This is a genomic window from Entomohabitans teleogrylli (genome assembly GCF_001484765.1).
Lineage (GTDB): Bacteria > Pseudomonadota > Gammaproteobacteria > Enterobacterales > Enterobacteriaceae > Entomohabitans > Entomohabitans teleogrylli.
Map to the genome: position 1 here is coordinate 187,528 of NZ_KQ947376.1, position 26,410 is coordinate 213,937.

The 26,410-nt window shown below is 54.7% G+C and carries 22 protein-coding genes and 1 pseudogene; 12 read left to right on the forward strand and 11 right to left on the reverse strand.

Translation table 11 applies throughout. From position 1 onward, the window contains the following. Positions 1 to 34: 34 nt before the first annotated feature. Together prpE and AQ981_RS00900 are read left to right on the forward strand one after the other, a co-directional pair. Positions 35 to 1,921 (forward strand): propionate--CoA ligase, encoded by a 1,887-nt coding sequence (gene prpE, locus AQ981_RS00895; RefSeq protein ID WP_058909871.1) that lies wholly within the window; start codon positions 35 to 37, stop codon positions 1,919 to 1,921. A 277-nt stretch (positions 1,922 to 2,198) separates the two neighbouring features. Next, on the forward strand, positions 2,199 to 2,411 hold the full coding sequence (locus tag AQ981_RS00900) for a hypothetical protein (protein WP_058909872.1): 213 nt from the start codon (positions 2,199 to 2,201) through the stop codon (positions 2,409 to 2,411). A gap of 355 nt (positions 2,412 to 2,766) precedes the next feature. Here AQ981_RS00900 and AQ981_RS27825 read toward each other — a convergent pair whose 3' ends face one another. Then, positions 2,767 to 3,009 carry a hypothetical protein gene (locus tag AQ981_RS27825; RefSeq protein ID WP_161969145.1) on the reverse strand — a complete coding sequence of 81 codons (243 nt, stop codon included), beginning with the start codon at positions 3,007 to 3,009 and terminating at the stop codon, positions 2,767 to 2,769. Between AQ981_RS27825 and AQ981_RS00905 the strand changes: the two genes are divergently transcribed. The 3 genes from AQ981_RS00905 (at position 2,993) to AQ981_RS00915 (ending at position 5,406) form a co-directional block, all read left to right on the forward strand. Beyond that, on the forward strand, positions 2,993 to 4,390 hold the full coding sequence (locus AQ981_RS00905) for a tyrosinase family protein (protein WP_161969146.1): 1,398 nt from the start codon (positions 2,993 to 2,995) through the stop codon (positions 4,388 to 4,390). The genes AQ981_RS27825 and AQ981_RS00905 overlap by 17 nt on opposite strands. Positions 4,391 to 4,439: 49 nt before the next feature. Further along, a complete protein-coding gene (locus AQ981_RS00910; protein WP_058909874.1) occupies positions 4,440 to 4,952 on the forward strand; it encodes a hypothetical protein in 513 nt (170 codons plus the stop codon). Positions 4,953 to 5,034: 82 nt separating this feature from the next. Then, positions 5,035 to 5,406, forward strand: a complete 372-nt coding sequence (locus AQ981_RS00915) for a cell envelope integrity TolA C-terminal domain-containing protein (RefSeq protein ID WP_161969147.1) — start codon at positions 5,035 to 5,037, stop codon at positions 5,404 to 5,406. A 55-nt stretch (positions 5,407 to 5,461) separates the two neighbouring features. Here the strand turns inward: AQ981_RS00915 and AQ981_RS00920 are convergent, their stop codons facing one another. The 6 genes from AQ981_RS00920 to AQ981_RS00945 all read right to left on the reverse strand — a co-directional run bounded on the left by AQ981_RS00920 (position 5,462) and on the right by AQ981_RS00945 (position 12,395). After that, entirely contained in the window at positions 5,462 to 6,313 is an 852-nt protein-coding gene (locus tag AQ981_RS00920) for a dimethyl sulfoxide reductase anchor subunit family protein (RefSeq protein WP_058909876.1), read from the reverse strand. Positions 6,314 to 6,325: 12 nt separating this feature from the next. Continuing rightward, a complete protein-coding gene (locus tag AQ981_RS00925; protein ID WP_058909877.1) occupies positions 6,326 to 6,868 on the reverse strand; it encodes a DMSO/selenate family reductase complex B subunit in 543 nt (180 codons plus the stop codon). 5 nt (positions 6,869 to 6,873) lie between these two features. Next, positions 6,874 to 9,456, reverse strand: coding sequence for a molybdopterin-dependent oxidoreductase (locus AQ981_RS00930; RefSeq protein ID WP_058909878.1), 2,583 nt, complete (start codon positions 9,454 to 9,456; stop codon positions 6,874 to 6,876). Between the two features lie 34 nt (positions 9,457 to 9,490). Then, entirely contained in the window at positions 9,491 to 10,117 is a 627-nt protein-coding gene (locus tag AQ981_RS00935) for a TorD/DmsD family molecular chaperone (RefSeq protein ID WP_082683114.1), read from the reverse strand. Positions 10,118 to 10,185: 68 nt separating this feature from the next. After that, positions 10,186 to 11,511 (reverse strand): radical SAM protein, encoded by a 1,326-nt coding sequence (locus tag AQ981_RS00940; RefSeq protein WP_058909879.1) that lies wholly within the window; start codon positions 11,509 to 11,511, stop codon positions 10,186 to 10,188. Then, complete coding sequence (locus AQ981_RS00945; protein ID WP_058909880.1) at positions 11,508 to 12,395, reverse strand: 4Fe-4S binding protein; 888 nt, start codon at positions 12,393 to 12,395, stop codon at positions 11,508 to 11,510. The genes AQ981_RS00940 and AQ981_RS00945 overlap by 4 nt, the downstream gene beginning before the upstream one ends. A gap of 722 nt (positions 12,396 to 13,117) precedes the next feature. Here AQ981_RS00945 and AQ981_RS00950 point away from each other — a divergent pair. Next, positions 13,118 to 13,933 carry a Cof-type HAD-IIB family hydrolase gene (locus AQ981_RS00950; protein WP_058909881.1) on the forward strand — a complete coding sequence of 272 codons (816 nt, stop codon included), beginning with the start codon at positions 13,118 to 13,120 and terminating at the stop codon, positions 13,931 to 13,933. A 46-nt stretch (positions 13,934 to 13,979) separates the two neighbouring features. Here the strand turns inward: AQ981_RS00950 and AQ981_RS00955 are convergent, their stop codons facing one another. Then, positions 13,980 to 14,459: a hypothetical protein gene (locus AQ981_RS00955; protein ID WP_058909882.1), complete on the reverse strand. Its 480-nt coding sequence runs from the start codon at positions 14,457 to 14,459 to the stop codon at positions 13,980 to 13,982. A gap of 655 nt (positions 14,460 to 15,114) precedes the next feature. Between AQ981_RS00955 and AQ981_RS00960 the strand changes: the two genes are divergently transcribed. After that, positions 15,115 to 15,654, forward strand: a complete 540-nt coding sequence (locus AQ981_RS00960) for a LuxR C-terminal-related transcriptional regulator (RefSeq protein ID WP_058909883.1) — start codon at positions 15,115 to 15,117, stop codon at positions 15,652 to 15,654. 386 nt (positions 15,655 to 16,040) lie between these two features. After that, a complete protein-coding gene (melR, locus tag AQ981_RS00965) occupies positions 16,041 to 17,006 on the forward strand; it encodes a transcriptional regulator MelR (RefSeq protein WP_058910308.1) in 966 nt (321 codons plus the stop codon). Between the two features lie 20 nt (positions 17,007 to 17,026). On the opposite strand, the gene AQ981_RS00970 is transcribed toward melR, so the two are convergent. Further along, positions 17,027 to 20,125, reverse strand: coding sequence for a beta-galactosidase (locus AQ981_RS00970; protein WP_058909884.1), 3,099 nt, complete (start codon positions 20,123 to 20,125; stop codon positions 17,027 to 17,029). 589 nt (positions 20,126 to 20,714) lie between these two features. On the opposite strand from AQ981_RS00970, the gene AQ981_RS00975 reads away from it, so the two are divergent. The 3 genes from AQ981_RS00975 (at position 20,715) to AQ981_RS00985 (ending at position 24,330) form a co-directional block, all read left to right on the forward strand. Further along, positions 20,715 to 21,899 carry an aminotransferase-like domain-containing protein gene (locus AQ981_RS00975; RefSeq protein ID WP_058909885.1) on the forward strand — a complete coding sequence of 395 codons (1,185 nt, stop codon included), beginning with the start codon at positions 20,715 to 20,717 and terminating at the stop codon, positions 21,897 to 21,899. A 188-nt stretch (positions 21,900 to 22,087) separates the two neighbouring features. Continuing rightward, the gene (gene zinT, locus AQ981_RS00980; RefSeq protein WP_058909886.1) at positions 22,088 to 22,735 is read left to right on the forward strand and encodes a metal-binding protein ZinT; all 648 of its coding nucleotides are present in this window, start codon (positions 22,088 to 22,090) and stop codon (positions 22,733 to 22,735) included. A gap of 539 nt (positions 22,736 to 23,274) precedes the next feature. Further along, positions 23,275 to 24,330: an alpha/beta hydrolase gene (locus AQ981_RS00985; protein ID WP_071608775.1), complete on the forward strand. Its 1,056-nt coding sequence runs from the start codon at positions 23,275 to 23,277 to the stop codon at positions 24,328 to 24,330. A gap of 81 nt (positions 24,331 to 24,411) precedes the next feature. Here AQ981_RS00985 and AQ981_RS27965 read toward each other — a convergent pair. Beyond that, positions 24,412 to 24,612 (reverse strand): annotated as a pseudogene (locus AQ981_RS27965) (aldo/keto reductase); the annotation flags it as partial. A gap of 183 nt (positions 24,613 to 24,795) precedes the next feature. Continuing rightward, positions 24,796 to 25,560: a carboxymuconolactone decarboxylase family protein gene (locus AQ981_RS00995; RefSeq protein WP_058909889.1), complete on the reverse strand. Its 765-nt coding sequence runs from the start codon at positions 25,558 to 25,560 to the stop codon at positions 24,796 to 24,798. Positions 25,561 to 26,060: 500 nt separating this feature from the next. On the opposite strand from AQ981_RS00995, the gene AQ981_RS01000 reads away from it, so the two are divergent. Next, complete coding sequence (locus AQ981_RS01000; protein WP_058909890.1) at positions 26,061 to 26,336, forward strand: DUF5339 domain-containing protein; 276 nt, start codon at positions 26,061 to 26,063, stop codon at positions 26,334 to 26,336. The last annotated feature ends 74 nt before the right edge of the window (positions 26,337 to 26,410 follow it).

The following is a 26,410-nucleotide window of genomic DNA, read 5'->3' on the forward strand; positions in this document are numbered from 1 at the left end:
GGGCAGATCTGACGGTGTTCAGAAGGAGACAACCATGTCTTATGCGACTTTTTATCAGCGTTCGATAGACGATCCGCACGGGTTCTGGGGGGAGCAGGCGCAGCGCATTGAATGGCAGACGCCCTTTACCCGAACCCTGGATTACAGTAATCCGCCATTCGCCCGCTGGTTCTGCGATGGCGCGACCAATCTGTGTCACAACGCCATCGACCGCTGGCTGGAGAGCCAGCCCGATGCGCTGGCGCTGATTGCCGTGTCGGCGGAGACCGGGGAGGAGCGAACTTTTACATTTCGCGAGCTGCATCGCGAGGTGAATCGCACCGCGGCGATGCTACTGGCGCTGGGGGTAACGCGCGGCGATCGGGTGCTGGTGTATATGCCGATGATTGCCGAGGCGCACATTACCCTGCTGGCCTGCGCGCGTATCGGCGCTATTCATTCGGTGGTATTTGGCGGCTTTGCCTCTCACAGCCTGGCGGCGCGCATTGATGACGCCCGTCCGGTGCTGATTGTTTCCGCCGATGCCGGTTCGCGGGCGGGGAAAGTGATCCCCTATAAAAAGCTGCTTGATGATGCTATCAGCCTGTGCAGCAACCCGCCGCGTCACGTACTGCTGGTGGATCGCGGTCTGGCGGAGATGCCGCAGGTCGCCCGGCGCGATGTCGATTATGCGACACTGCGCGAACAGCATCTGGATGCCCAAATACCGGTGGTCTGGCTGGAGGCCAGTGAGACCTCCTGTATCCTGTATACCTCCGGCACTACCGGGAGGCCGAAAGGGGTGCAGCGCGATGTCGGCGGCTATGCGGTGGCGCTGGCCACCACCATGGCGACGATTTTCGGCGGCCGGGCCGGGGGAGTCTTCTTCTGTACTTCGGATATCGGCTGGGTAGTCGGACACTCTTATATCGTCTACGCGCCGCTGCTGGCCGGGATGGCGACGATCGTCTTTGAAGGCACGCCCACCTGGCCGGACTGCGGAGTATGGTGGCAGATTGTCGAGAAATACCAGGTCAGCCGCATGTTTTCGGCGCCGACCGCCATTCGGGTTCTGAAGAAATTCCCCACCGCCCAGATCCGCAACCACGATATTTCATCGCTGGAAGTGCTGTATCTGGCCGGGGAGCCGCTCGATGAACCGACTGCCAGTTGGGTAACCGAAACGTTGGGTATTCCGGTTATCGATAACTACTGGCAGACCGAGTCCGGCTGGCCGATTATGGCTATCGCCCGGGAACTGGACGAACGTCCGACCCGGCTGGGCAGCCCGGGGGTGCCGATGTTCGGCTACAACGTCCAACTGCTCAATGAGAACAGCGGCGAGCCGTGTGCGGCCAACGAGAAGGGCATGGTAGTGATCGAAGGGCCATTGCCGCCCGGGTGCATTCAGACCATCTGGGGGGATGATGCGCGATTTGTGAATACCTACTGGTCGATGTTCGAACGCCAGGTCTATGCCACCTTCGACTGGGGGATACGCGACGAAGACGGCTACTACTTTATTCTCGGGCGCACCGATGACGTGATCAATGTAGCCGGTCACCGACTGGGTACCCGGGAAATCGAAGAGAGTATTTCCGGTTATGGCAACGTGGCGGAAGTGGCGGTCGTCGGAGTGAAGGATGCCGTGAAGGGGCAGGTCGCGGTGGCGTTCGTGATCCCGAAGCAGGGGGACACTTTGCTACTGCGCGATGTGGCGCAGCATGAGGAGGAGGAAATTCTACACCGGGTGGACGATCAGATTGGCCACTTTGGCCGCCCGGCGCGGATTTACTTTGTTTCGCAGCTACCAAAAACCCGCTCCGGGAAAATGCTGCGCCGCGCCATGCAGGCTATCTGCGAAGGCCGTGACCCGGGGGATTTGACCACCATCGAAGACCCGAATGCGCTGCAGGAGATACAGCGGGCATTGGGTGAATAACGGGGTAACATCGGATATGTCATAACACGATGAATGCATTAAACGCTGGCCCGGCATGAGTGAATTGTGCGGGCCTTTTTTGTGCCGGAGAGAGGGATTAAATCAGTAATATCCGGATTTATAGGCGTTTAATCGGACTTGATGCCGATATCTTTTTACCAGTAAACTGTCATCAAATAATGGATAAAACAAACGGACTTATTATGTGGCTTTCTGAATATATCGTCTTCTTTATGCTGAAGCGGAATCCGGGAAGCTCGATTCGGGGACGAGTAAAATGGATTTAAATAGCGTGTTGAAATATGTAGTGAAAAAATTTCTGATTACCGAGTTAGCCGTTGCTTTACTCGTTGCCCTGTGGTTATTGTATACCCTGTTTATACCTGAGTACTGGATTGAATTCATGATTCCGACAATCATTATTGTCGTTGTTTTACATGTGAAGTTAGCGCAAGGAAAGAAGAGTAAAAATGGACAGGTAAAGCGCTGAGGCTTGTGCCTCCAGACCGGGTCTGGTGTCTGATAAACAACAGGAATCAGATGGTATCTGTTGACGCCCGAGTGTCTGATATGAGTTTTTCGTCTTACTGTTATTGTTAACTGTTTTTCTGCTTTGTCCTCCAACTCCCTGGTATCTTTTTTTATCCGGTTATCGTAATGCCACCTTCTGGCGGGAAACATCATATCTTTTTTCCATAGCAGAACTGGTCGGTCTGTTTTTGTTTTAATAAAACATTCGGCTTTTTATTTTGTGGGTGTCGAGGTAAATACCTTTGATATATTCTTATTTTTTAAAATATCATATAATTTATATTTAATTTTCAGGCGATTTTTAATGACTTAATTTAAATTACCCGGAATGGATTTGCTTTTATTTTTTCTCTGGCTAAATTCAATTTATTTTCTGCTTTTTCTATTTTCAACGCCGCGCCGGGTAATGGCTGATGCGGCAACACACACAGCAAATCGAGGGTTACACCAATGGGGGCATTTTCACGTCGCGATGTACTTAAAGGTGGCGCAATTGTCGTTGGGGGATTGTTGCTGCCGGAATCCTTTAAGGCTTTTGCTATGCCGACTAATAACACTCTTACGCGCTACAGCGTGAGCTCGTCGGAAGGTAAAGCCATGCTTGAGATCTATGCCAAAGCCGTGGCGAAGATGATGGATACCAGTCTCTATCCGCAAGGGAATCCGCTGAACTGGGAATTCCAGTGGTATACCCATTTTGTGCGCGGCGACAGAACCAAAGCGGGCGAAATTAGCCGTATCTATCCATCGGCCAGCTATGACAAAGAACTGGCCGATAAAATGTGGGATACCTGCCAGGCCCACAGCGGACAGCGGGAAGACTTTTTCCTGCCGTGGCACCGTATGTTTGTCGCCTTTTTTGAAAATATCATTCGCCAGGTGTCCGGCGAAGCGCAGTTCACACTGCCGTGGTGGGACTACACCGATCCTGCCCAGCAGAGTATTCCCGAGGCGTTTCGCCGTCCGGGAGATGCGCTGTGGGGTTCACTGTATCGTAAAGATCGCTGGGACAATACGAATCAAGGGCACAATATCACCGAGGGACCAGGCGGCGCGGCGCTGACCCTCGATTGTATGAAATCCAACTTTTATTCCGCCACCGCTTCCGATGCCGGTTTTTGCGCCAATCTGGACAATAACCCCCACGGCGCGCTGCATGTTGATGTCGGTAATCGTCGCGGAATGGCCTCCGTTCCCTGGGCCGCCAGCGATCCGGTTTTCTGGGTGCATCACGCCAACGTAGACCGAATCTGGGCCAGCTGGAACCAGGCCGGCGGTAAAAACCCTGACGACGACGCCTTCAAAAATGCCACCTTTGTCTTTGCCTCCGCGGAAGGAAAAGCGGATGTCGTGAAAGTAGCGGATTATCTCTCTGTACCGCAAAGCGCCTATTCGCATTATGCCGAACGTCCGGCAGGCAGTATTCCTTTTACCGGCCAGACGCAGGTGATGGCGAAGAAACTGGCGCTGGTGGCCAGTGCCCCGCAAGTTACCCTGGGGGATAAATCGACAACGCTGGCGCTGAATCCTGAAGGGGGATCCGTCACGCTTTTTTCTGACAATTTACTCGAAAAGCAGACTTCGTCAGCGCGGGTCTTTCTGCGTTTTGAAGGACTGAGCGCTCATGACGTGGTTAACGGTAGCTATAATGTTTTTGTACATGGCAGTGCGGTGGGGGATTTATCGACCAGCTCACCGTCGTTTGTCGGCCAGGTGAATTTCTTCGGCGTTCCGGGTTCTCATCACCATGATGGCGAAGACAACGCTACGGAATTAACCTCCCAGCCGAAGATGTACAGCATTCTGTTGAATGAGAAGACGCTGGCGATGCTGGCTGTGGAGAAAATCACCACGCCGCAAATTACCCTGTCGCCAACGGCGAAAGGCAATGACGCCGCCATGCCAATGATTGAGAAAATTAAGTTTGTGATTGAGTAATGGCGGTATTGCCGCGGCGATAATCCGACGATCAAAAGCGGGGTGGAGAATGCGTTTCTGCGGTAAGCTAACCGGCTTCACTCTGCTTCTTGCACTGGCGTTTTGCGCCTCAGTAAACGCCGCGCCGCCGATTTTGCTGGGGGCGACGGGGAAAAAACTCACGGCGCTGTCGACAGGCAGCGCTGAAACTACCCTGCAACTGAAGCTCGTTGCCCGACATGGCATCATCGACTGTCGGCGGGAAAACCTAACTCTGATGCTGCGCGGGATACGCGCCTGTGCCGATCCTGAAGCCACCTGGCAGATATTTCTCGAACTTCCTGTTGTCGATAAGCCGACCGGTCCGCAACGCGTGGCGGTGGGGCAGATTAACTTTTTTGGCGCTGTACCAGGGCAGGCGAGAAATCTCAGTTTCTTCCTTGCGCAAACGCTGCAAATTGACTGCCGGGATGATAATAAGGTGCTGAATATTATTCTGCAGCCAAATCATCCGGTGGCGACCGCCAGCCAGCCCACTATTGAGCGTATCGAACTGTGGGCCAACGGCGCAGAAAGCCAGTGAGTGTGCTGGCATTGTCGTACCGGGTAGCGGTATGGTTGCGGCGAAATCAGTAACCGGATACCAGGATAACAGGGGTTATTTTATGACAGGGAAAGCATTGCTGGTGGGGCTATTGCTGGCAGTGGTTGGCTGCCAGGCGCGCCACTCGGCCAGGGAAATCGAAAATAACCAGCAGCGTCCGGAGACGGCAGTGGACTATGCCGCGGCTCTTCAGAAAACAATTTACAGCTATCTCCCCAACCAGAAAAAATATCAGGGGAAGACCTGTTCCCTGCGGTTGCAGCAGAAAAATGGTGAAAAGCCCACCGCAGTGACGATTGCCGAAGGGGATAAAGTGTTTTGCCGGGCGATGAAAAAGACGCTGGATCGCATGCTGGAGAAAGATGCATTCCCGTACCTGCCGGCAGAGTGGCAGGTTACAGAGCAGGGGATACCAATAGACTTCCATCCGTAATACCGGTGCCGGGGATAACGGCCCGGATCCGGGCCGTTATCTGTCAGAAGGCCTGTCAGGCCCCCAGACTAAAGAACACGTAACGTCCCACCACTTCCGCCGCCACAATGCACAGTGATGACAGACCCAGCACGGCGCCAGCAGAGCGCTGGTGGCTATTTCTGCACAGCAGGCGCCCGGCGGTAAACATTCCCAGCGACAGCAGGGCAACGCGCAGAATGCTCAGGTTAAATAAGCCTTCTGGCAGCGTTTTACCGGTGATGCCCAGCGATGCCGGCTGGCCCACCATCGTCAACAGCGACGAAGCGGAAAGCAGCAGTAACAGAATCCCCGCGCCGCAGGCCGCCAGAGAGATGCGCAGCACCCGGCCGGCCTCGGTCTGATAGCCCTGGGTTTTCAGCACCGGCATGACCATGGTGCAGGTCAGCATTCCGCCGAGCAGCAGCGCGCTGCCGTAGAAACCGCTCCAGGTAAACCAGCCGCCCCACAGCGTGAACAGCGTATTGGCATAGATAGCGGACATCACATAGATGTCTACCAGCCCGGCTAACAGGGCGAGCATTAATATGCCAACCGCCAGCCGCTGTTTCAGCATCGCCAGCGCCACGCTGATAAACAGTAGCCCCATATAAATGCCGGTAACCAGCACTTCACGGCTCATCCACGAACTGGCGATGTGCGTCAGGGTGTAAAACATATGCAGCGGGTTGCCAAGGTGGAAAATCGACGCCAGCAGACCGAGCGCGCCGGCGATAAACGCGCTCAGCAGCGGCAGGCGCATCGCGGCAAGCGCGTGGGTGGGACGCAGCGTACCGCCTGTTCGCAGGTGGCAGAGGAGCGCCACCGCCAGACAGCCCACAGAAACCTGCATCAGCAGGGTAAAGATGACTAATGGCCATTCATGCATGTGATGTCTCCCTTATCCTTTCAGCCCTACCACCAGGTTCGGACTGGTGATGCTGGAGCTGGGTAAACCGGCGATATCCGCATTGCTGCCGTATTTTTTACGCAGATCGCTGATCAGGCCGAACTCAATGGCGCGCATTGGGCAGGAATCCACACAGACCGGATTTCCCCCCGCGGCGCGCAGGTCGATACAGGTATCGCACTTGGTCATCATCCCCAGTGCGGCGTCGTACTGCGGCGCTTCATAGGGGCAGGCCCAGGTGCAGTAACGACAGCCGACGCATTTATCGTGATCCACCAGTACCACGCCGTCTTCGGCGCGCTTGTGCATGGCCGTGGTCGGACAGTGGCTGACGCACTGCGGGTTGTCGCAGTGGTTACAGGCGATGGACAAATGCCAGCGCTGGGGATTCGGGAAGCTGCCGGCTTCCAGATCGTACACACGGCGAAAATTGCGCCCGACTTCGAGGTCGTTTTTGTCCTTACACGACACGACGCAGGTTTTGCATCCAATGCAGGTCGCGACGTTAATATAGAATCCAACTTGTTTTTCCATGTGCGTTACGCCTCGTTAAAGATGATTCGCTGCGGTAATTTGGCGTCTTCCACCAGTTGTTCGCCATGCCATTTCGCTACATTACACAGCACGGTATTCCAGCCAGAGGTTCCCAGCCCGGTCGCGACCTGTTCGGAAATGGTGTTATCCGCTCCCGCCAGATCGATACCGGTCTTCTCATCAATGTTGACCCAACTGCCGTGAGGCAGGGCGACAACGCCGGGTTTCATGGTTTCGGTGACGCAGGCCGGACGCAGCAGTTTGCCGGACGCGCTGCTCACCAGTACCGTTTCGCCATTTTTAATCCCCAGACGGCGGGCGTCGGCGGCATTGATATAAACCGCGGAAGGCCAGGCTTCGCGCAGCCAGGGAACGTTGTCGAGGGTACTGTGCGAGCGCCGCAGATAGTGCGGGTTATACAACTGGAACGGGTAATCGCCTTTCGTGCCGCTGTCCCAGTCGGTAAAGCTCGCTTCATAACCTTTGGCGGCGGGAATGTATTTGGGGATGGGCGGGATTTCGGTCCAGCCGCACTCTCTGGATTTTTCGGTTAACTGACGGCAGTAAATCTCAAACTTGCCGCTTTCGCTGGGACGCGGGTGGCTCTGCGGATCGCGTACAAAATCTTCATAGGCGATATAACCGTAGTTGTCGCCCTCGCGGCGTTCGATTTGGTATTTACCAACGGTCAGGAACTCGTTGAGCGTAATCCGCCCCTGCTGCGGCGTGCCGGTGACCTGCCAGTCGGCAATGTCCTGTGCGGTAATGGTCAGCAGCGGCGCTTTGGTGTACCCGTCTTCCAGGATGATGGTGGCGCCCTGGAGCGTGTTAAAGAACTGCTGCTTTTCTGACGTCGGGAACAGTTCATCAACGTTGACGCCAAGACGTTTACCCAGCTCTTTGGCAATCCACTGGTCGCTTTTCGCTTCATACAGCGGCGGGGTGACGTTAACCGCGGCAATCAATACTTCGCGGTTGCTGGGGTTGAGGATCATCCCTTCGCGTTCCCACTCGGTGGTCACCGGCAGTACCACGTCGGAATATTTGGCGCATGGCTGCAGAACATACGTCGGTGTGACGACGAACTCAATGCCGTTGCGGTACGCCTCAATGCTTTGCATGATATTGGCGCGCGTCTGCAGCACGGCGTTGAACGAGTGGAAAATCATCTGGATATTGACATCGACATCACCGACGCCGCGCTGGCGGAACTTGCCTTCCAGCAGTGCGCGGTTGAGTTCGTTATGGTTAATGCTTTTCTTGACAGGATTCGCCACCGTGGGCAGGCCGTTGGCGCCGCCCATCAGCAGGCGGGTACCGTTATTGCCCGCCGCGAAGTGGCAGTTGACGCCGGTCATGCGCCCCGGGCGCCCCATATGGCCGGTCATAAACCCGAGGGTGGAAAAAGCGTGTACCCAGCCTTCGCCATTGTGGATGCGCGCCGGCGCCCAGCCGGTCATCAGCGCGACCCGCTGGGTGCCGCCGATCTGGCGCGCCAGTTCACGGATGTCATCCTCGCTCAGGCCACAGATTTTTGCCGCCCAGGCGGCGGATTTCGGCTCGCCGGTAAAGGTGCCGAGCAGATAATCTTTAAAATTGTCGTCAGGGTTGGCGCCCGGCGGCATATGATCGCGATCGAAACCAATGGTGCAGCGATGGAGAAAATCCCAGTCAATCAGCGGGTTAGTGGCGGGATCGTCTTCCTCCAGCAGCGTGTGCATGATACCCAGCGCCAGCGCGTGGTCGGTGCCGGGGTTGACCGGATACCACTGCGCATCGGTGAGCGAGGCGGTATCGGTGTAGCTCGGGTCGATAGAGATAAAGCGCGCGCCGGCTTTTTTCGCCTGCAGATAATGCCAGGTCGGGCTGCCGGGGCTACTCCATGCCGGGTTGGCGCCCCACATCACGATCAACTGCGAGTTGCGCATATCGAAGCGGTCGTTGGCGCCGAAGGTGGTGAAGCCCTCAAATAGCCCCATATAAGCCGGCGCCTCTTTCCATGCCCCCCAGGAGGTGGTGCCCCAGTCGCTGACGTAACCGCCGGAAGCGGCGTAAACGTTAAAATAATGGGTGCCGTTCTGGCCGGTAACCCACAGCGACTCATTACCGTACTTCTGGCGGATCCGTTTGGTTTCGCTGGCGACAATGTCCAGCGCCTCATCCCAGCTAATGCGCACCCACTGATCGCGGCCGCGCAGGGAACGATCGCCGCCGCCCGGCGACCAGTTTTTGCGTTTCATCGGGTATTTCAACCGATCGGCGCCGAACACCTGTTTGCGCTGGGAACGACCGCGCAGGCAGCCGCGCTGCTGGGGATAGTCCGGGGTATCGGCATGTACGTCGTCGGTTTTCTGGCGTTCGACAATACCGTCAACCACCAGCGCTTTGTTCACGCAGCGCCCGCCGCAGTTATGCCAGCAGGCCACCGGTTTCCACTGGCCGTTTTGTGTGACCGGTGTCGGCGGCGGAGCAGCGTCAGGCTGGGCGCGCAGTCCGCGGCTTATCGGCAGCGCGGCCATCGCGGTCACCGCCGAGGTCCACTGGATAAATGAACGCCGGCTTAAACCAGAAGGGTGATGTTCATCCATTGCTCTTTCCTTATTGTTAATTATGTTTTCTCATTCAGGCGGGTTGCGCCTGGATACCTGATTCCCGGGCCAGCCGCTGTGCATCCTGGTGAGCAAAGTGTTCCAGCACCGTGCTCAATGCCCGGTAAAAGCCGGACTGCGCATGGTTGTAAACATTGCGGCTGAACGGGGTAACAAAGGCCAGCAAATGCCGTTGCAAAAAGGTCTGCTGGACGTGCAGTAGCGCCTGGAAATCGGCATCCTCATCCGTTGCCGCTTCCAGGCGGGCGACGGTTTGCTCGCTGAGGTGGTAGAGGAAATCCATCTCAAAGCCGATATGGTCTGCGGCCTCAATTTCGCTACCCGGCAGGGTAAAACCATAATTTTCGTAATACTGTTTCACCTGGTGAGTACTCTGCTGAAACAGCAGCTTGTCCCGGGAGACATATACCGATTCCCACGGCGGCGCGGGGGGCGCCTCGGGGCCGATAAACAGGCGCGTGTAATCCCAGTGCAGATCTTCAAAATCCGCTTCACCAGCGCGAAATTCCCGCTGCGCCAGAAAAAGTTCAATCTCTGCCAGCGCATCATTCACCGCCGGCGCGTTTTCCGGGTGCTGAAGCAGGCGCAACGGCTGTTGTTGCTTCAGATAGTTGAGCAGCGCCGGCGTCGGCTCCTCCATAAACAGGCGGCGTAGCAGATCCTAGGCAAAGCGGCGGGCATAAAAATAGTCGTGACGGCTCATTGTCTTCATGAAACGGTTCCCTGAATGGCGGCCAGCGAAAAGCCGGCGGGAGTGATGGGGGTGACTCTGACTTCCTTGATCAGCGCCTGATGGCGATCGTCTCGTTCAACGATGAAAGAGGAGAGGCACAGTTCAGCGCCGGTGTCGCGCAGCAGGGGGATAGCCTGAGGGTTAAACTGAATAAAGTGGTGCTGGAGATTGCGGGTAAAGGCAATGTCGTGTTGCCTGAGTTGTTGTTCCACGGCCGGAATATCGTCGCCGAAAGCTTTGGCGCTGTAGAAAAAATAGTCGATTCCGGAGAAGAGCAGAGTCTCCGGGGGTGAGTAGCCGGCGTTTTGCTGGTAAACCTGCCCGGTATGTTTATTTTCCAGCGAGCAGTAGTGCACGCCCAATTGCAGCTTGTTCTCCAGCGCAAACAGCATCAGCTCCAGGCAGAGATTCTCGCTTTCGGCGATGGCCAGCCCGCCGGCATACCAGTAATTGTAATAAACCTGCCACGGCGGATATTTCAGAGTGAAGCCCCGCTCCCGGTAAGCGGCGGCGTTGTTCAGCGGGAAACAAAACTCCAGCAAGTTGATGCCGTCCACTCCAAGGGCATCCAGCTCCATAAGCAACTTCCGCATCTGTTCGCCGCTACCGGGCAGCACCGGCATCTCAACCATCACATCGGGAATAAATTCCCTGGCGAGGGCAATGCGTTTCAACACCCGCCGCTGTTTTTCCGGCGTATCGTCAATCTTGATGCTGAAGCGGATTTCCTGTAACCCGGCGTTGCGTAGCGCGCGGGCGGTGGCGCTATCCAGCGGATCGCCGGCGGTATACAGCCGCGAATGGGCCTGCGGGAAATGGCGCCCCAGATCGGAGAAAAAGGCAATAGTTTGCGCTTTGTGCAACAGCGGTTCGCCGCCGGTTAGCGCCACGTGGCTGAGCGCGGCGTTTTCCCGGGCCAGTTGCGCTATCTCGCCCCCGGCATCGCGCTGCTGAGTCTGAAAATAGTCATAGCCCTGCTGATTGGGATTAAAACAGAAATAACAATCGCGGTGGCATTTCAGAGACAGGAACGTGGTGTAACTGCCTTCCCCGGTACGGCAGGCCCGGCAGGCGCTGGACAGCCAGTGGCTGTGAATGCTTTTCCCGCCGTTCGCGAAGGTGGCGCCAGCGGCGGCGAGGCGGGTCTTCAGCGTTTCAGCGCGCTGCGCCAGTGTGTCGTCGTGGTTAAATGCCAGGCCATAATTTTCGATTGCCTGCAGGGTCTGGCGCTCTATCTCCGCATAGCGGCGGGCATAACTGTTGAACCACGGATTGCGAATGGTGTGCGGGATTGAGGTCATCGGTTATCCTCGCGAGAAAGGGAAAGGCTGGCCTGGCCGATGGCGCTGGCGGGGATATTCAGCCGGCGCTTAATTCGGCAGGCGGGGCACGTCGCCGGGGCATTGTTCAGTGAGGCATAGGGTTCGCCGCAGGCGCGGCACGGCACGATGTGGATCCCGATACGCTCTGGCGCCAGCGGCTGGACGACGGCGATTAAATCTATTGCTTTTTCCGGGCAGGCATCCTGACACAGGCGACATGCGTTGCAGCGTGAACCATCGAAAGCGATATCCCTGGCGCTAATGGTCAGCGCCGACCCGGGGCAAACCCGGGCGCAGGCGAGGCAGAGCGTGCAGCGCGGTGAGTCAATCTCCAGCCGTGTGAACTGGAACCCCGGAAAGGCTTGCGCCAACGAGGCGCCCGCCAGGCCGCTACGGGCGAGCGGATTTGTCAGCCGCCGTAGGCCAAATAATGCGCGTCGGGAGTCTGACACGGCCTCATCGTGACCGGTGGCGGTTTCCAGTGTGAAGGGCCGTTTGCCCATCTGCGCCAGGCAGGCATTGGCCTGCCGCGCTGTGGCCAGCCAGCCGTCGTGGTGCGCGGCAATACGCATAGCGACAATGCCGGCGGCGTAATAGAGCAGTAATTCTTTCACCGAGGGGGGAGGTGAGGCGGAACTGAGCAGCCAGCCGGAAATAACGCGTCGATCCGGCGCTTGTCCGTCAATCGCGTTTATCGGGCAAGCGGCGACGCAGCGCCCGCACTGGTGACAACTGGCGCTATTCAGATGCACACGTCCGCCCGACAGGCTGAATGACTGAGCGTCGCATACGGCAATACACTGGCGGCAGGAGGAAAACGCGTTTTTCTCCAGTAAGCACTCGGTGGTTATTACGGGAAACATGCTCCGTTACTCAAAATATGCAAAGAAACCGTTCAGTCGCGGTGACAGAACGCTGGCAGGTATTAATCTACTTCTTAGGGAGTATAAATGTTTATTGCGGGTAAATTTTGCTTACGATCAATTGATGGCATGGGTTTCACCCTTCGATGAAGCCAGAAAATAAATTCAGATAATGTGACTACGCGGGTGACTTTATCGTTTAACTGATATCCGTAATTAAGAAAAATTCACCGTCCGGGAAAATAACTCTTTTATTTTATTTAATGTTAATCAGTTGGTTATGTTAGTTGATTGATTACCTGGCTTGTTTATTTGAGATTTTACCAGGATATTTTTCTGACAGGGTAACTATATTACTGATAACCATTATCATTTGATGGCAATATTTAAGATAAATTAACGGTTCAGGTATGAACCGGTTACTTACTCAGACATTTATTCATTGACCGGGAATGTATTGTTAATTTTTGCGCAGTCAAAGAGTGGTTGCATAAGGCCAGCACCAGGACAATTACCCTGAAAATGGATATTTTTGCCCAAAGCATCATCAATATATAGATAAACATATAACGATTTAGCGAGCAGCAAAATACCCCTCAGTGGCGCATCCCTGGCGGACCACGGACAGATTCGCAGAGCGCGCAATGTGATATCTATCAAAAAAATCTGCCAGCGCCTATAATGTGAAGCGTTTGTTAACACATTGAGGCACAACAGGCAGTATGAAGATTAAGCTCATCGCGGTCGATATGGATGGCACCTTTCTTGACGATAAAAAACACTACGACAAACCCCGCTTTCTGCAACAGTACCAGGCTCTGACTGAGCAGGGGATCCGCTTTGTGGTGGCCAGCGGCAACCAGTATTACCAGTTGATTTCGTTTTTCCCGGAAATTGCCGATCGTATCGCTTTTGTGGCGGAAAATGGCGCGCTGGTGGTGGACGCCGGTGAACGCATTCATCATGCTCTCCTGAGCCGCGAGCAATATCTGCATGTTCTGTCGGCACTGTCAGCCTGCGGCAGTCTCAATTTTGTGATTTGCGGCCTGGAAAGCGCTTACTATATGCAGGGCGCTCCGCAGGCGTTTATCGATCTGATGTCGCGCCACTATCATCGTTTGCAGTCGGTGAACGACGTGCAGGCCATCGACGACACTATCTTTAAATTCTCCCTCAATCTGCCGGACAGCGAGATCCCGGCGTTGCTGGATAATCTGCACCATTCTCTTGATGGGGTGATGAAACCGGTCACCAGCGGTTTTGGCTTTGTGGACTTGATTATTCCCGGCTCTCACAAGGCCAGCGGTCTGCAGCGCCTGATGGATCGCTGGGGTATCGCTGCGCAGCAGGCGGTGGCGATTGGCGACAGCGGCAACGATCTGGAGATGCTGGAACTGGTCGGCTGGTCGTTCGCGATGGAAAATGCCGCGCCAGCGGTGAAGCAAGTCGCCCGTTATCCGACGCTTTCTAATAATCAGGGCGGCGCGCTGGCGGTGATTGATGCCGTACTGGGCAATAAGCCGCCGTTTGCTGATTAAGGGGCTTTTCGGCGCGCGGCCTGTCAGGCGCGCGCGACCGGCGGATTTAATAACAGGCTTCCAGCGCGACCGGCGCGGTATTTCGCCCGGTGACCAGATAGCGGGTGGATGATTCCGGGCTGTAGATCAGCTGTTTGTCGCTGCGCAGCCCGCGCACCACTTCGAGGTCGGCGACAAACCACTGCTGTGCGCCGGGGAGTGGTTCGCCCTCCCAGCGATCGCCGCCGATGGATTTTTTGTTCAGCGACCAAACCTTCCACAGCGAATCGCGCGGATTACCGCTCCAGCCCTGTTTTTTGGCCTGCTCCGTGGTGACATATTCCGCAGGCAGGTTATTACTCTGGTTCAGATCCTGGAGCATCATCGCCAGCTTACGCTCATTGCGCACCGGTATGCCGTTATTGGCAATCAACATCCGGTTTGCCTGTTTAACGCTCTCCTCGCAGCTTATCTGCGCGGATTTAGCGGGAAAAACTGCCGCAGCGAAGATCAACAGACCCCATATCGCTTTTTTTCCCTGACTCATGTACCCCTCCGTTAACCAACCACTCTCTCCGGCACATTCGGCGGCATCAGGTTCCGCCAGCGAATGTGTTGGCCGTCTGCTATAACGTAACATAATTTACCGGGGGAATGCAGGTGGTCCGCGCAGTGACCCGTGCCAGCACATCTTCCCTCAGGCGTGGAAGATTAACTCTGGCTGGTGATACCATCATAGATTGGCCTGGGTTATCATCCCGTTATCCCTCTATAATACCGCAAGGAAATATTGCCTGTGACGGTATTACGGGATAAATAATCACACTGAAATCCGGTTTTTTTTATTCCTTTGTGCTTCTGTTAAGCGATCTGTTAGATGATTATTCTGATATCTTGTGAGGGTATATGAAGAGTCTGAGGAAAAATCTTAGTGATAAGTCAGTGAGAGTATCAGATATCCGCTTTTCAGGTCGGTTAATTATGTCGTAATTTATTTTTCTGCCTGGAACTTTCTTATGGATTGTCTGCATGGACATATCTGCCTTATAAATCTACACTATTTGTTATTCACCTGCTGGTTGACATATTGTTTCTGTTTTGCGTGCTATATAACTTCCCGAAACTGACTGCATCACTAATTATAAAATATTGCGCATGTCGGTGTGGTTGCAGGTGAATATTCTGCGTCAGAGGGATATGATATGTTTAATATTTTTAGTCATGATGTTTTTTTCAATAGCAGCATTCGCCATCTGGTTCAACATTTAAAGCTACCGCATTCTGTTAGCGTGGTCGATTTACAATGCGCGACATATTATAAAGTCCCCGGGGCGAGATTCCATTTCTTAATTAATAGCTTCCCGATGCATAAAGGTATGGTGTCTTTTACGATGAATAAACAGCTTTACTGCTTTGTCAGTAAGGGACGGTCGCTGGCCATTGGTCATATTATTGATCATGTTACTGACGGTATTCCGGTGGGTGAGCAGATACATCTGACGCGTCATGAAAGAGATTTTTTATGTTTTTTGCAAACCGACCTGCCGGTAAATGATTATGCGGAAGTGATGGGCGTAACACATAAGCTGGTCAGCAACCATAAACGCGGGCTAATGAAAAAGCTTGGCTTTGAAAGCGCTCATGCGTTGTATTTGATGGCGAAATATATGCGTGCGGTGCGAGCGGCTATCCCCCCTCAGGAAGATAATAAAAAAAATACCGTAAAGTTATATTGCAGTTGATTTTATGCCGGAGATTGACTAACACAGAATGGCATGCTGCATTATATTTTGGCCCTGCTGAGCAGAAGACCACCGGGTCCTGGCCAGAATAATACATTGGCACATTTTTAATTACCCGGCCTGCGCCAGTAACGAACAGATACCGACCAATGACGGCAAATTATCATATGCCCGCTGCGCTTTAATCTGCTAACAGGGTCGTTAACCAGCGTCGTCAGCCGCCGGGAGAGACCTGTTTTAACACATCGTAGCGGGGGATTATGCTGTCGCAGCGACAAAGGCGCGAAAATTCCTGGAAATCTGATGGAAATGTGGAAGCGATCGTCCTGCTGGCTGGCCGCCTGTGGCAGGATTCGGATAAGGCAGAAACAAAAGGCAGAGAGGTTATGGAAAATTGTCTTACCGCCAGTCCTTCTTGCGATCCGCTAACGTGCGCAGACCCTGATTCCCCGGCGCACGGCTCGCTGTCGCCGGATGCCCAATTCCCGCAACCCGAAATCATGCTGCGCCAGCCGCGGGTGATGGATTCCTGCCACTGGCACGGCCACCTGCAGGTGAATGTGCCCTTTGGCGGAGATGTCGAATACCTGATTAACGGTGAGACGCTGCCGATCAAACAGGGCCATGTCGCGCTGTTCTGGGCCTGTGTACCGCACCGGCTCACTCGCCCGGGGTGCTGCCGGCGGATGGCGATTTTTCATCTGCCGATGCACCTGTTTCTGAGCTGGTCATTGCCGCGCGATCTGGTGCAGCAGGTGACCCACGGCTGCGTGGTTGAGACCTGTGCCGCGCAGCCGCTCAGCGATACTGAAGTGCAGCGCTGGGAGCGGGAGTTGCGCAGCCCGGATACGCAGATTCGCCAGCTGGCGATTGATGAAGTCGGGCTGATGATGCGCCGCTTTAGTCTTTGCGACTGGCGGGTGCGGCTGACGCCCGGTGCGCCGAACGCGCTGAATAATGGCATCTCCAGACATGGGCAGTTTTATGTCAGCCAGATGCTGGAATTTATCGCTGCTAACTACCACCGGCCGCTTGCCGCTGACGAGGTGGCCCGGTATGTCAGGCTCAATGCCGGTTATGCGGCAAAGGTTTTCCGGCGCGTGATGCAACTCACCATGCGGCAGTACATTACGGCGATGCGCATTAACCACCTGTGCGCCCTGTTGAGCGATAGCGACCGCAGCGTGACGGATATTGCCCGGGCGGTCGGATTCCGATCCGCCAGCGCTTTTTACCGCGCCTTTCAGTGTTACACCGGCATGACACCGCAGAAATACCGCCAGCTCAGCCAGACCAGCAGGCGGCTCAGCCACGCGGCGTCTCCCGCAACACTGGCGGGCAGTGGATCGTAATGCCGCGTCTGCCCGGGTATTCAGCAGGTCTCCCAGTAGATCCGATAATGATAATGGCCGGCGCTGAGCAGGTATTCGGGCGCAACGCTCGGGCTCCACGAGTCGTCGCCGCCGATGCCCATATGGAAACCGTCGAGGTTCAGCCAGCACCCCGGTTCTGCGACCAGCAGATGACGATGACTGGTACGCGCCAGTTGCTGCTGGCTGTAGCGGCTGATGTTGAAAGCAAACCCCCCGCGCCACTGATGGTTGCCGTAGCGTAGCCAGCGGGTGTCGCAGCGCAGGCCGTTTTCGCTCGGGAACACGTAGGGGGTATACATCGCCTCCAGCGGTAGCGCCCAGCTGTCGCTAAGGGCGGATGCGCGGCGGTCCGGATAGTTTTCATGGGGGCCGAGTCCCAGCCAGCGCACCGTATCGTTGACCTGCGCCAGTTGACACGTCAGGCCGATGCGCGCCGGGGGTGGCGTACCGCTGGCGATATCCACATCCACCGTAATCTCCAGGCTGCCGTCGCCGCTTATCAGGTAAACCTTGCGGCTGATAAACAGTGTTTGGCCAGCGTGTTGCCAGGCGTGAGCGGTCGTTAACCGGACGGCGCCGGAGAGGGTATCGGCAGCGCACTCCAGCAACTGCGCCCGGGCCTGATAGTGACCGGCGGATTTCCAGCGCTCCACCCACGCATTGGGATCAGGCTTTGCCGCTTCGCTGATACCGATGTCGTTGTCCAGCGGCGCGCGGGTAAATTGATCTTCCAGCGGCGTCAACAACTGCGCCTCACCGGCTACCCGGTACTGAACCAGCACACCGCGTCGGCGACAAAATTCCCAGCACCGGTCGGCGACCTGAACGATGAAGTGGCTGGCGCTGCGGGCCAGGCGCGGCGTTACGCTTTGTGCGGGATGCGGGCGGATGTTCAGCGTTTCTGCCAGCGGCCACTGCTGCCAGGCGGCAAGGTGCCCGGCGGCGGACCACGGCGTGGCCCGGGGCTGCTCAACGCGCAGCGTAAGCCATAACTGCCCGGGAGCCAGCGCAATATTGCTATCGTCAATGACAACTATCTGGCTGGCGCCGGGGGCGATTTCCAGCACGCTTTCACCTGCGGCGACCGGCTCGCCGTCGCGCGCGATTGTCCAGTACAGTTTTTCATTATCGGTGCTGCGGAACAGGTATTCGCTGACCACCTCCACCCGCCGCGTAGCGCCGGGCAGCAGACGGAAGCGGAAGTATTGCTGGGCGTGTTTCGCTTCGTACAGCGCCGGATGTGGGGTACGGTCAGCAAAGACCAGACCGTTCAGACAGAACTGTCGATCGTTCGGGGTATCGCCGAAATCGCCGCCGTAGGCCAGCCACGGGCGGCCATCGGCATCATAGCGGGTCAACGCCTGGTCGACCCAGTCCCAGACAAAGCCGCCTTGCAGGCGCGGATACTGGCGGAACGCCTGCCAGTAGCGATCGAAGCCCCCGAGGCTGTTGCCCATGGCGTGGGCGTATTCGCAGAGAATTAACGGCCGCTGTTCGCCGGGCAGCGACAGCCACTTTTTGATCGACCATTTTGGCACCGCAGGGAACGGCTGATCCTCATCCACCCGTGCGTACATCGGGCAGATAATATCGGTTGCCGCCGTGTCGGCGCCGCCGCCTTCATACTGTACCGGGCGAGTGGGATCGTTGGCCTTGATCCACTGATACAACGCGTCATGGTTCGCGCCATGGCCGGATTCATTGCCCAGCGACCAGATGATAATGCATGGATGATTGCGGTCGCGCTGCACCATGCGGGTTACCCGTTGGCTCATGGCCGGCAGCCATTGCGCATCATCGCTGAGGCGGTTCATTGGCACCATGCCGTGGGTTTCAATATTGGCTTCGTTCACCACATAAAGGCCATAGCGATCGCACAGGCTGTACCAGAGCGGATGGTTAGGGTAGTGAGAGCAGCGCACGGCATTAAAGTTATGCTGCTTCATCAGCAGAATATCCTGAACCATGGTATCGCGATCCATCACCTGGCCGCGCTGTGGATGGTGCTCGTGGCGGTTGACGCCGCGGATCAGCAGCGGCTTACCGTTCACCTGCAACAGCCCGTTGCGAATCGCGACTTCGCGGAACCCGACATCGGCGGCCTCCGCTTCCAGCAGTTTGCCATCTGCGCTATGCAGCAGCACGACCGCGCGGTACAGAAACGGAACTTCGGCGCTCCACAGCGCGGGATTATCCAGCGCCAGCCGCAGCGTGACTCGATCCTGGTACGCGCCGCGCTCATCAATGATCTCGCTGCCCGGCGGGGACCGGGTTTCGCCAATCAACTGCGCGCCGCTCCATAGCTGGAGCGTGACCTGCAGGGCATCGGGCGCCGCGCCGTCGCTGACCACCACGCTGGCATCAAGCACTGCGCGACGATAATCGTCATTAAAGCGCGTGACGATGCGCAGATCGCGGATGTACCTGTCGGGTTTATGGAGCAGGGAGACGTCGCGAAAGATGCCGCTCATTCGCCACATATCCTGATCTTCCAGGTAGCTGCCGTCACACCAGCGCAGCACCATCACTGCCAGGCGATTATCGCCGGCGACCAGCAGGGCGCTGAGATCGAATTCTGACGGCAGACGGCTGTCCTGGGCATAGCCGACCCACTGGCCGTTACACCACAGATGAAACGCGGAGTTGACGCCATCAAAGATGATGCGGGTTTGCCCGTCGTTGAGCCAGCTTTCATCGACGCTGAATGTGAGCGAGTAACATCCGGTGGGGTTGTCAGCTGGTACGCGCGGCGGGTCTGGCGGGAAGGGGTAGTTGATATTGCTGTAGATGGGGACGTCGTAACCGTCAAGCTGCCAGTTTCCGGGGACATGGATGCTGACTGCCGCCGGGAGATCGCCGTAGCGCCAGGCGTCCGGCACCGCTTCCGGCCGCGGGAAGTAGCTAAACGTCCACTGACCGTTCAGGCTGCGTAGCCGATGAGAGGGATGATTTTCCCGCGCTTCCTCAGCATTGCGCCAACTGTGAAAAGGAGGATGGGCATCCAGCCGGTTAATAGCGCAGACGCCGGGGTTTTCATGGTCACGCCGTGCCAGAATGATACTCAGCGCGTCTGCTGACGGGTCGGAGGTGCGGGTCATGGGTATCTCTTTAATGGAAAATTGTTATTCGTTCACCATTATGGCCAAAATTACGTCCCGGGTATTCAATCATCCATCTGCCCGCTTCTCCGGTTGCCGCTGAAAAGCGCCGCGCCTGGCGGGAAAGCGTTGCGGCGGGCCGGGGAGAGCATAGCATATTGTGACGGGGGATATGCCGCTATGGGGAAACGCCGGCGATTGGCCTATTTCAGGGGTAATTTGCGGCGCAGCAGTCAGTTATTTCTGACGCGGAAGACAATTATTTTTCACGGTGATTAAGTATCGCCATTGATAACTATTTTCTGCTGCTGATATGCCATGGAACGCGTAATAGTGAAATAAATAACTTTTCCGACACGCTTTGCCTGGCGGATATTACGGAGTATTGTATTTGCAGCCGGGCAGACGCTGTGGGTCTGCCCGGCTGATTCCTGGCATATAAAGCGGGTTAAGAGAATGATCCTTGCTCTTTGCCTTGTGGCTGAAAGTGGTTATCACCATTGCAGGGAATGGATAAAGAAATAATTCCAGATCGCAACCGATGATCTGGCTGGAAATATCAGCTAAATAAAAATAAGCAGGATAAAGTATGTTACAACAACATCTGGCAAAACGCGTTGAGGCGCTTAAACCTTCCGCCATCCGGGAATTGTTAAAACACAGTAAAATGCCGGGGGTGATCTCGCTCGGCGGCGGCATTCCCAGCCCTGAACTGTTTGACAGAACCGGTCTGGAGATGGCCACTGACAAGGTAATGAAAGGGCATTTTCTGGATGCGTTCCAGTACGGCCTGAGCGAAGGTTTCCCGCCGCTACGCGAAGCTATCAGCGAATTGTGCCGCGGACGCGGCATTACCGCCGGTATCGACAATATTCTGGTGACCTCCGGCTCCCAGCAGTCGCTGGATTTACTGGTCAGAACGCTGGTTAACCCCGGCGATAAAGTGGTGGTTGAGCGCCCGACTTATCTCGCGGCCCTGCAGGTGCTACAACTGTCGCAGGCGGATATCCGCTCAGTCGGCACCGATAAAGACGGCATGATTGTCGATGAGCTGGAAATTCTGCTGCAAAGCCAGTCTGTGAAGATGGTCTATATTGTCCCGACTTTCGGCAATCCGGGCGGGGTGGTGCTCAGCGATGCGCGGCGTCGTAAGCTGGTGGAGCTGGCGAAGCAGTACAATTTCGTCATTATCGAAGACGATCCCTATGGCGAAATTAATTTTACCGACCAGACCTTTAAAACGTTGTATCAGCATGCCGCGGAAGCCGGCGCTGACGGGCATGTGATTTATACTTCTACTTTTTCCAAGATCCTGGCGCCCGGGCTACGGGTTGGCTGGGTAGTGCTGCCGGACTGGATTCGCCAGAAAGCGGCGATTGTTAAGCAGGCTACCGATCTGCATACCAGCGCCCAGTCGCAGGCGATGGCCGCCAGTTACCTTTCGCTTAATCGTCTGGCCGATCAGATTGGCATGATCCGCGAGGCATACCGGGATAAATGTCACTTCCTGGCGGAGCAGATGAACCGCGAACTGGGCGAGCATATTACTTTCCATATGCCGCAGGGGGGGATGTTCCTGTGGGCGACATTCCGTTACGACTTTGACACCACTGCGTGGCTTTCCCGCACCCTGGAGGAAGGGGTGGTGTATGTTCCGGGCGAGTTCTTCTACAGCGATAATGCGGATAAACGGACCCTGCGTCTGTCCTATGCGACGCCGACCCGCAGCGAGCTGGAACAGGCAGTTGCGCGCCTGAAAAAAGCCTTGCCCTGAAACGGGCTGCTTCAGGTTTATATTCCATACGCCATCCGTAAGGGTGGCGTATTTTTTTGGGTAAAATGAGAAATGCAGAACTGACTGATGTGACCGTTCCAGAGCATCAATTTTATCAATATTGCCATTTTTAATTGTTATGTTATAACGTTTATCTTTTGGTGCTATTGATTGCTCAGGAGGGCGTTATGATAAGAAAAATTTCTGGCGTAGTTTTCAGTGCCGGCATGCTGTTCACCAGCACTGCGGCGTTTGCTCACAGCCACCACGACCATGGAGTGCCGATGTCGGAAATGGAGCGCCAGGCCAGTGAAGGGGTTTTTGACGATGCTAATGTCAAAGCGCGCTCCCTCAGCGACTGGGATGGGGTCTGGCAGTCGATTAATCCCTGGTTGCTGGATGGCACCCTGGATCCGGTCCTCAGGCAGAAAGCTAAAAAGGGGGATAAGACGGTAGAGCAGTATCGGGCATATTATAAAACGGGGTATGCCACCGATATTGATATGATCGGCATTGAAAATAATGTCATTGAATTCCATACCGGGAAAACAGTGGCGGCCTGCGATTATACCTATTCAGGTTTTAAAATCCTGCACTATGCTTCCGGGAAAAAGGGCGTGCGTTACCTGTTTGAATGTTCGGATAAAAACAGCCAGGCGCCGAAATATGTTCAATTCAGCGATCATATAATCGCTCCGCGCCAGTCGCAGCATTTTCACATTTATATGGGTAACCAGTCTCAGGATGCGTTACTGAAAGAGATGGAGAACTGGCCGACGTTTTACCCTTATTCGCTGAGCAAAGATCAGATTGTTGATGAGATGCTGCATCATTAAGTGAGGGAGGTAAGGGCTTACGGAAGGTCTCCTTATCGCCGGGCGGCTGCCTTCTGAACAAAAAAAGGGCACCTTCGTCTGTTACGCGCCGCCTCTCGTAGAGCCATCGGGTGGCGGTTTATGACTGACGATCATTATTTTCACACTAAGAATATGGCTTTCATAAATAATGAAATTCGGATGTGGATTTCATTAGTGAATAAACCTGTTCAGACTGGTACTTTATCGGAAAGTTTGCGGGAACTATGAATGGGGGGCTATTCAATCTTATTGTAATATATTGATTTTTATATATCAACGAAAAATGTATCACAATCAGACGCCTGTCATTTCTCCGTGGAATGGGAGGTGAAGAGCCGAACGGCGGAGCGCAGAAATAATCTGCAAAAGTAATAGCGGCCCTCTAATATTCATATTAGTTACCCTGGCACAGGGTTAACTATCAGCCCGTAGCAATAATGTGCAAAAAAAGCAAATACCTGTTGAAATTATTGTTCTTTGGCAAACCATCGTTTTAATAACTCATTGAGGCCGTTATTATGAATAAAGTCAAGCTGTTGCTTATAACTGCTGGATTAATGGCTGTTTCCGGCGTGGCATTGTCGGCAACAACAGGGGATGAGTCCCCGACATCCCAGCATCCATGGCTCGATAAAGATGTTAAGACATTTATGGATGAGGTGGCTGCAGCGACAAAAACGCCTTTGTATGAGCTCAGCTACAAGGATGCCAGAAAAGTGCTGGCAGACGCTCAGGCAAAGCCGGTACAAAAACCTGATGTGGATACGCAAGATATTACTCTGGCGCAGGGAGAATCTCTTGGTGATGTAAAAGTACGCATTACGCGGCCGAAAGGCACAGAGAGTGAGCTCCCGGTACTCTTTTATGTTCATGGCGGAGGTTGGGTTCTGGGGGATGAAAATACGCACGATAGATTGTTAAGAGAATTTACCGCAGGCGCTAAAATCGCTGTTGCCAGTATTATTTATACCCCTTCTCCTGAAGCTCAGTATCCTAAACCGCTCCATCAAATTTATGCCGCAATACAGGATCTGATTAAGGATGCTGATAAGTATAAATTTTCCAAAGATAAATATGCCATTGCCGGTGATAGTGTTGGCGGGAATATGGCGACCGCTATCGCGATAATGAGTAAGGATAAAAATGAACCGAAGCTGGGTTTGCAAGTGTTATTATACCCGGTGACGAATGCTAAATTTGATGATGGGTCGTATACCAGTTTTGCTGAAGGTCCCTGGTTAACCAAAAAAGCGATGGAATGGTTCTGGGATGCCTATGCCCCAGATAAAGCCAAACGCAGTGAAAAGCTCGCCTCGCCGTTACAGGCCAGCCTTGAAGAGCTCTCCGGGTTACCGGAAACGTTTATTATTACCGATCAAAATGATGTTCTGCGTGATGAGGGAGAAGCCTATGCGCAGAAACTGATAGACGCCGGGGTGAAAGTGACAGCGGTTCGTTATAATGGCACCACTCATGACTTTATGATGTTAAATGGCTTAACAGACACAGCTCCGACAAGAGCAGCAGTGGCACAAACGATTGATGTGCTTAAAGCGTTCTATGGGACAAAGTAATTTTTAATCCATTACCCCGGTGTACCACCGGGGTATAATATTTATCATTATTTAGATTCGGCCTTCATTGCTGAGCAATTCATATTTTTCGCCGATCGCGGTTAACGGGAGATATTTGAACAGATGGTTTTTCCCTTCTGCAAAGGCGTCCACGCTTCGGGCAGGATACCGCAGTTGCGCATACACGGCACAGTAGTTGATTACAATCTCGTTTACCGCAGGCACAATGTTGTTGAAGGCAATAAGGTCCGCAATCCGCTCCGGATGGAAGTTGCTCACCCCAGTGGACGGTTAATAAGCAGGATTCATTAATGGAACTGAACCCTGTCTGCTGTTTCGGCTGGCGATGATTAAACTGATGGGGCAGCCTGGTCGGGCCGCAGGAATATGTTCTGAAAACCTTCCCTGCCAGCCGATTTTCACGCCTGTTTTGACGCTGATTTCCTCATCAGCGCTGGCATCTGTTCAGCTTGCGCTGGCCAGTGCCTGCTGTAGCGCCTGTTCTGCCCGCGCGGCGGCGGCGCTTTCTCCGTTCCCGCGTAGCACCTCTGCCAGTTGGCGCAACTGGTCTGCCGTCAGTCCAACCCGCAGGCTGGCGCGCATATGCGACAACAACTGCGACTCCACCCCCGGCGTGGCGGCCAGTGCGCCGACCGTCGCCAGTTCGCGGCTTTGCCAGTCCAGATTGTCGCGGGCAAAAATATCGCCAAACAGATGGCTTTGCAGGAACTGATTAATGACAGGCGCGAATTCAAACAGGGGACCCTGCACCGGCGCGCCGGAGATGCGCGTCTGGTTAGCGGTACCAACGCGGCGCAGTTCATCGCCGACAGGCACAGGGGCCTGCGGCTCTTTCCCGACCTCATCGCTGATCCCGCGCTGCTGGCGGGCGTCAATCACCTTCATCAGTTCATTCAGGGCATTAAGGCTGCGCGGAAACCCGCAATAGGCATAGAGCTGAATAAGGATTTCTTTAGCGTCATTGATAGTCAGCCCGGCGTCCAGCCCTTGGTTAAGCGCGGCATTAAGCTTTTCCATATTGCTGTTCGCCATAAAGGCGGCGATGACCGGAATAGATTGCTGGCGTGCCGACAGCGCTGCGGACACCGTCGACTGCTGGCTTATTTCTGATACTGCCGGGGTCACAGGGGCGGCATGTAAGACACCAATGCTGTTGACGATCAGTAAAGCCGCGGTGCTGAGTGTTTTAACGGGTATTGTTTTTTTCATCGGTCAACCTCTTCATCCTTTCAGGTTACGATGCCAGTTACCGTCCGGCATCAGGCACAGCGTTAAATCTCAATTATATTATCGGCTTTCTATGGATTGATAATCACCTGTCAGGGATAAGCATTATGAGTAATATTCATAAATTATTCAGGGGCGGGTGTGCGGGGGGAAAGATAGCGCGACGATTGATGCAAATAATTATTCGATAATTCTGGCGCCGAATACAGGAATAGCACCGTCTGGTATCACACGGCGCGTATTTGTGCTGCCGTTTGCAGAATATGCCTTATTCGCGACATATTACGCTGAAAATATGCAGCAGCGATCGGAATGGAAATATCTGAGTTGTCAGGCGCGTTTGGGAATGGTTTAGTCTTTCATCCCCGGCGCCTGTTACGATCCGCGCTGCCGCAAACAAGCGTATTGCCGGCAATTTCCGGACTCAATATCTGATATATCGCGATATGCCAGATATTTTCTATGATTAATAAGGATTCAGGATGAAAAAGATTTTACTTTCTGGCGTTATTTTAATGTCTTCTTTCTCTGTACTGGCGGCCAGTGATGCCTGCGAGACATATTTCTCCGAAATGAATGCTCTGGTGACTCAGTTGTCGGAGAGCGATGCGACCAAAGCACAGGCCGATATGCTGAAGCAGCAACTGGATCAGGCGAAAACCCAGATGGAAACGCTGCCGGCAGAAAGCAAAACCGCAGCCTGCCAGCAGGGTGTTGATGCGCTGGCGCAGATGAAATCAGCGATGGGTATGCAGTAATTACTACTGTGCTGACCCGGACCGGCGCTGGCCGGTTCGGATTTCTGGCTGGATAACGCCAGTCCGCCGCTTCC

Bases quoted from the DNA above. Each gene is read 5' to 3' on its own strand.
- prpE (WP_058909871.1), top strand. From the start codon at position 35: ATGTCTTATGCGACTTTTTATCAGCGTTCGATAGACGATCCGCACGGG.
- AQ981_RS00900 (WP_058909872.1), top strand. From the start codon at position 2,199: ATGGATTTAAATAGCGTGTTGAAATATGTAGTGAAAAAATTTCTGATT.
- AQ981_RS00905 (WP_161969146.1), top strand. From the start codon at position 2,993: ATGCCGACTAATAACACTCTTACGCGCTACAGCGTGAGCTCGTCGGAA.
- AQ981_RS00910 (WP_058909874.1), top strand. From the start codon at position 4,440: ATGCGTTTCTGCGGTAAGCTAACCGGCTTCACTCTGCTTCTTGCACTG.
- AQ981_RS00915 (WP_161969147.1), top strand. From the start codon at position 5,035: ATGACAGGGAAAGCATTGCTGGTGGGGCTATTGCTGGCAGTGGTTGGC.
- AQ981_RS00920 (WP_058909876.1), bottom strand. From the start codon at position 6,313: ATGCATGAATGGCCATTAGTCATCTTTACCCTGCTGATGCAGGTTTCT.
- AQ981_RS00925 (WP_058909877.1), bottom strand. From the start codon at position 6,868: ATGGAAAAACAAGTTGGATTCTATATTAACGTCGCGACCTGCATTGGA.
- AQ981_RS00930 (WP_058909878.1), bottom strand. From the start codon at position 9,456: ATGGATGAACATCACCCTTCTGGTTTAAGCCGGCGTTCATTTATCCAG.
- AQ981_RS00935 (WP_082683114.1), bottom strand. From the start codon at position 10,117: ATGGAGGAGCCGACGCCGGCGCTGCTCAACTATCTGAAGCAACAACAG.
- AQ981_RS00940 (WP_058909879.1), bottom strand. From the start codon at position 11,511: ATGACCTCAATCCCGCACACCATTCGCAATCCGTGGTTCAACAGTTAT.
- AQ981_RS00945 (WP_058909880.1), bottom strand. From the start codon at position 12,395: ATGTTTCCCGTAATAACCACCGAGTGCTTACTGGAGAAAAACGCGTTT.
- AQ981_RS00950 (WP_058909881.1), top strand. From the start codon at position 13,118: ATGAAGATTAAGCTCATCGCGGTCGATATGGATGGCACCTTTCTTGAC.
- AQ981_RS00955 (WP_058909882.1), bottom strand. From the start codon at position 14,459: ATGAGTCAGGGAAAAAAAGCGATATGGGGTCTGTTGATCTTCGCTGCG.
- AQ981_RS00960 (WP_058909883.1), top strand. From the start codon at position 15,115: ATGTTTAATATTTTTAGTCATGATGTTTTTTTCAATAGCAGCATTCGC.
- melR (WP_058910308.1), top strand. From the start codon at position 16,041: ATGGAAAATTGTCTTACCGCCAGTCCTTCTTGCGATCCGCTAACGTGC.
- AQ981_RS00970 (WP_058909884.1), bottom strand. From the start codon at position 20,125: ATGACCCGCACCTCCGACCCGTCAGCAGACGCGCTGAGTATCATTCTG.
- AQ981_RS00975 (WP_058909885.1), top strand. From the start codon at position 20,715: ATGTTACAACAACATCTGGCAAAACGCGTTGAGGCGCTTAAACCTTCC.
- zinT (WP_058909886.1), top strand. From the start codon at position 22,088: ATGATAAGAAAAATTTCTGGCGTAGTTTTCAGTGCCGGCATGCTGTTC.
- AQ981_RS00985 (WP_071608775.1), top strand. From the start codon at position 23,275: ATGAATAAAGTCAAGCTGTTGCTTATAACTGCTGGATTAATGGCTGTT.
- AQ981_RS00995 (WP_058909889.1), bottom strand. From the start codon at position 25,560: ATGAAAAAAACAATACCCGTTAAAACACTCAGCACCGCGGCTTTACTG.
- AQ981_RS01000 (WP_058909890.1), top strand. From the start codon at position 26,061: ATGAAAAAGATTTTACTTTCTGGCGTTATTTTAATGTCTTCTTTCTCT.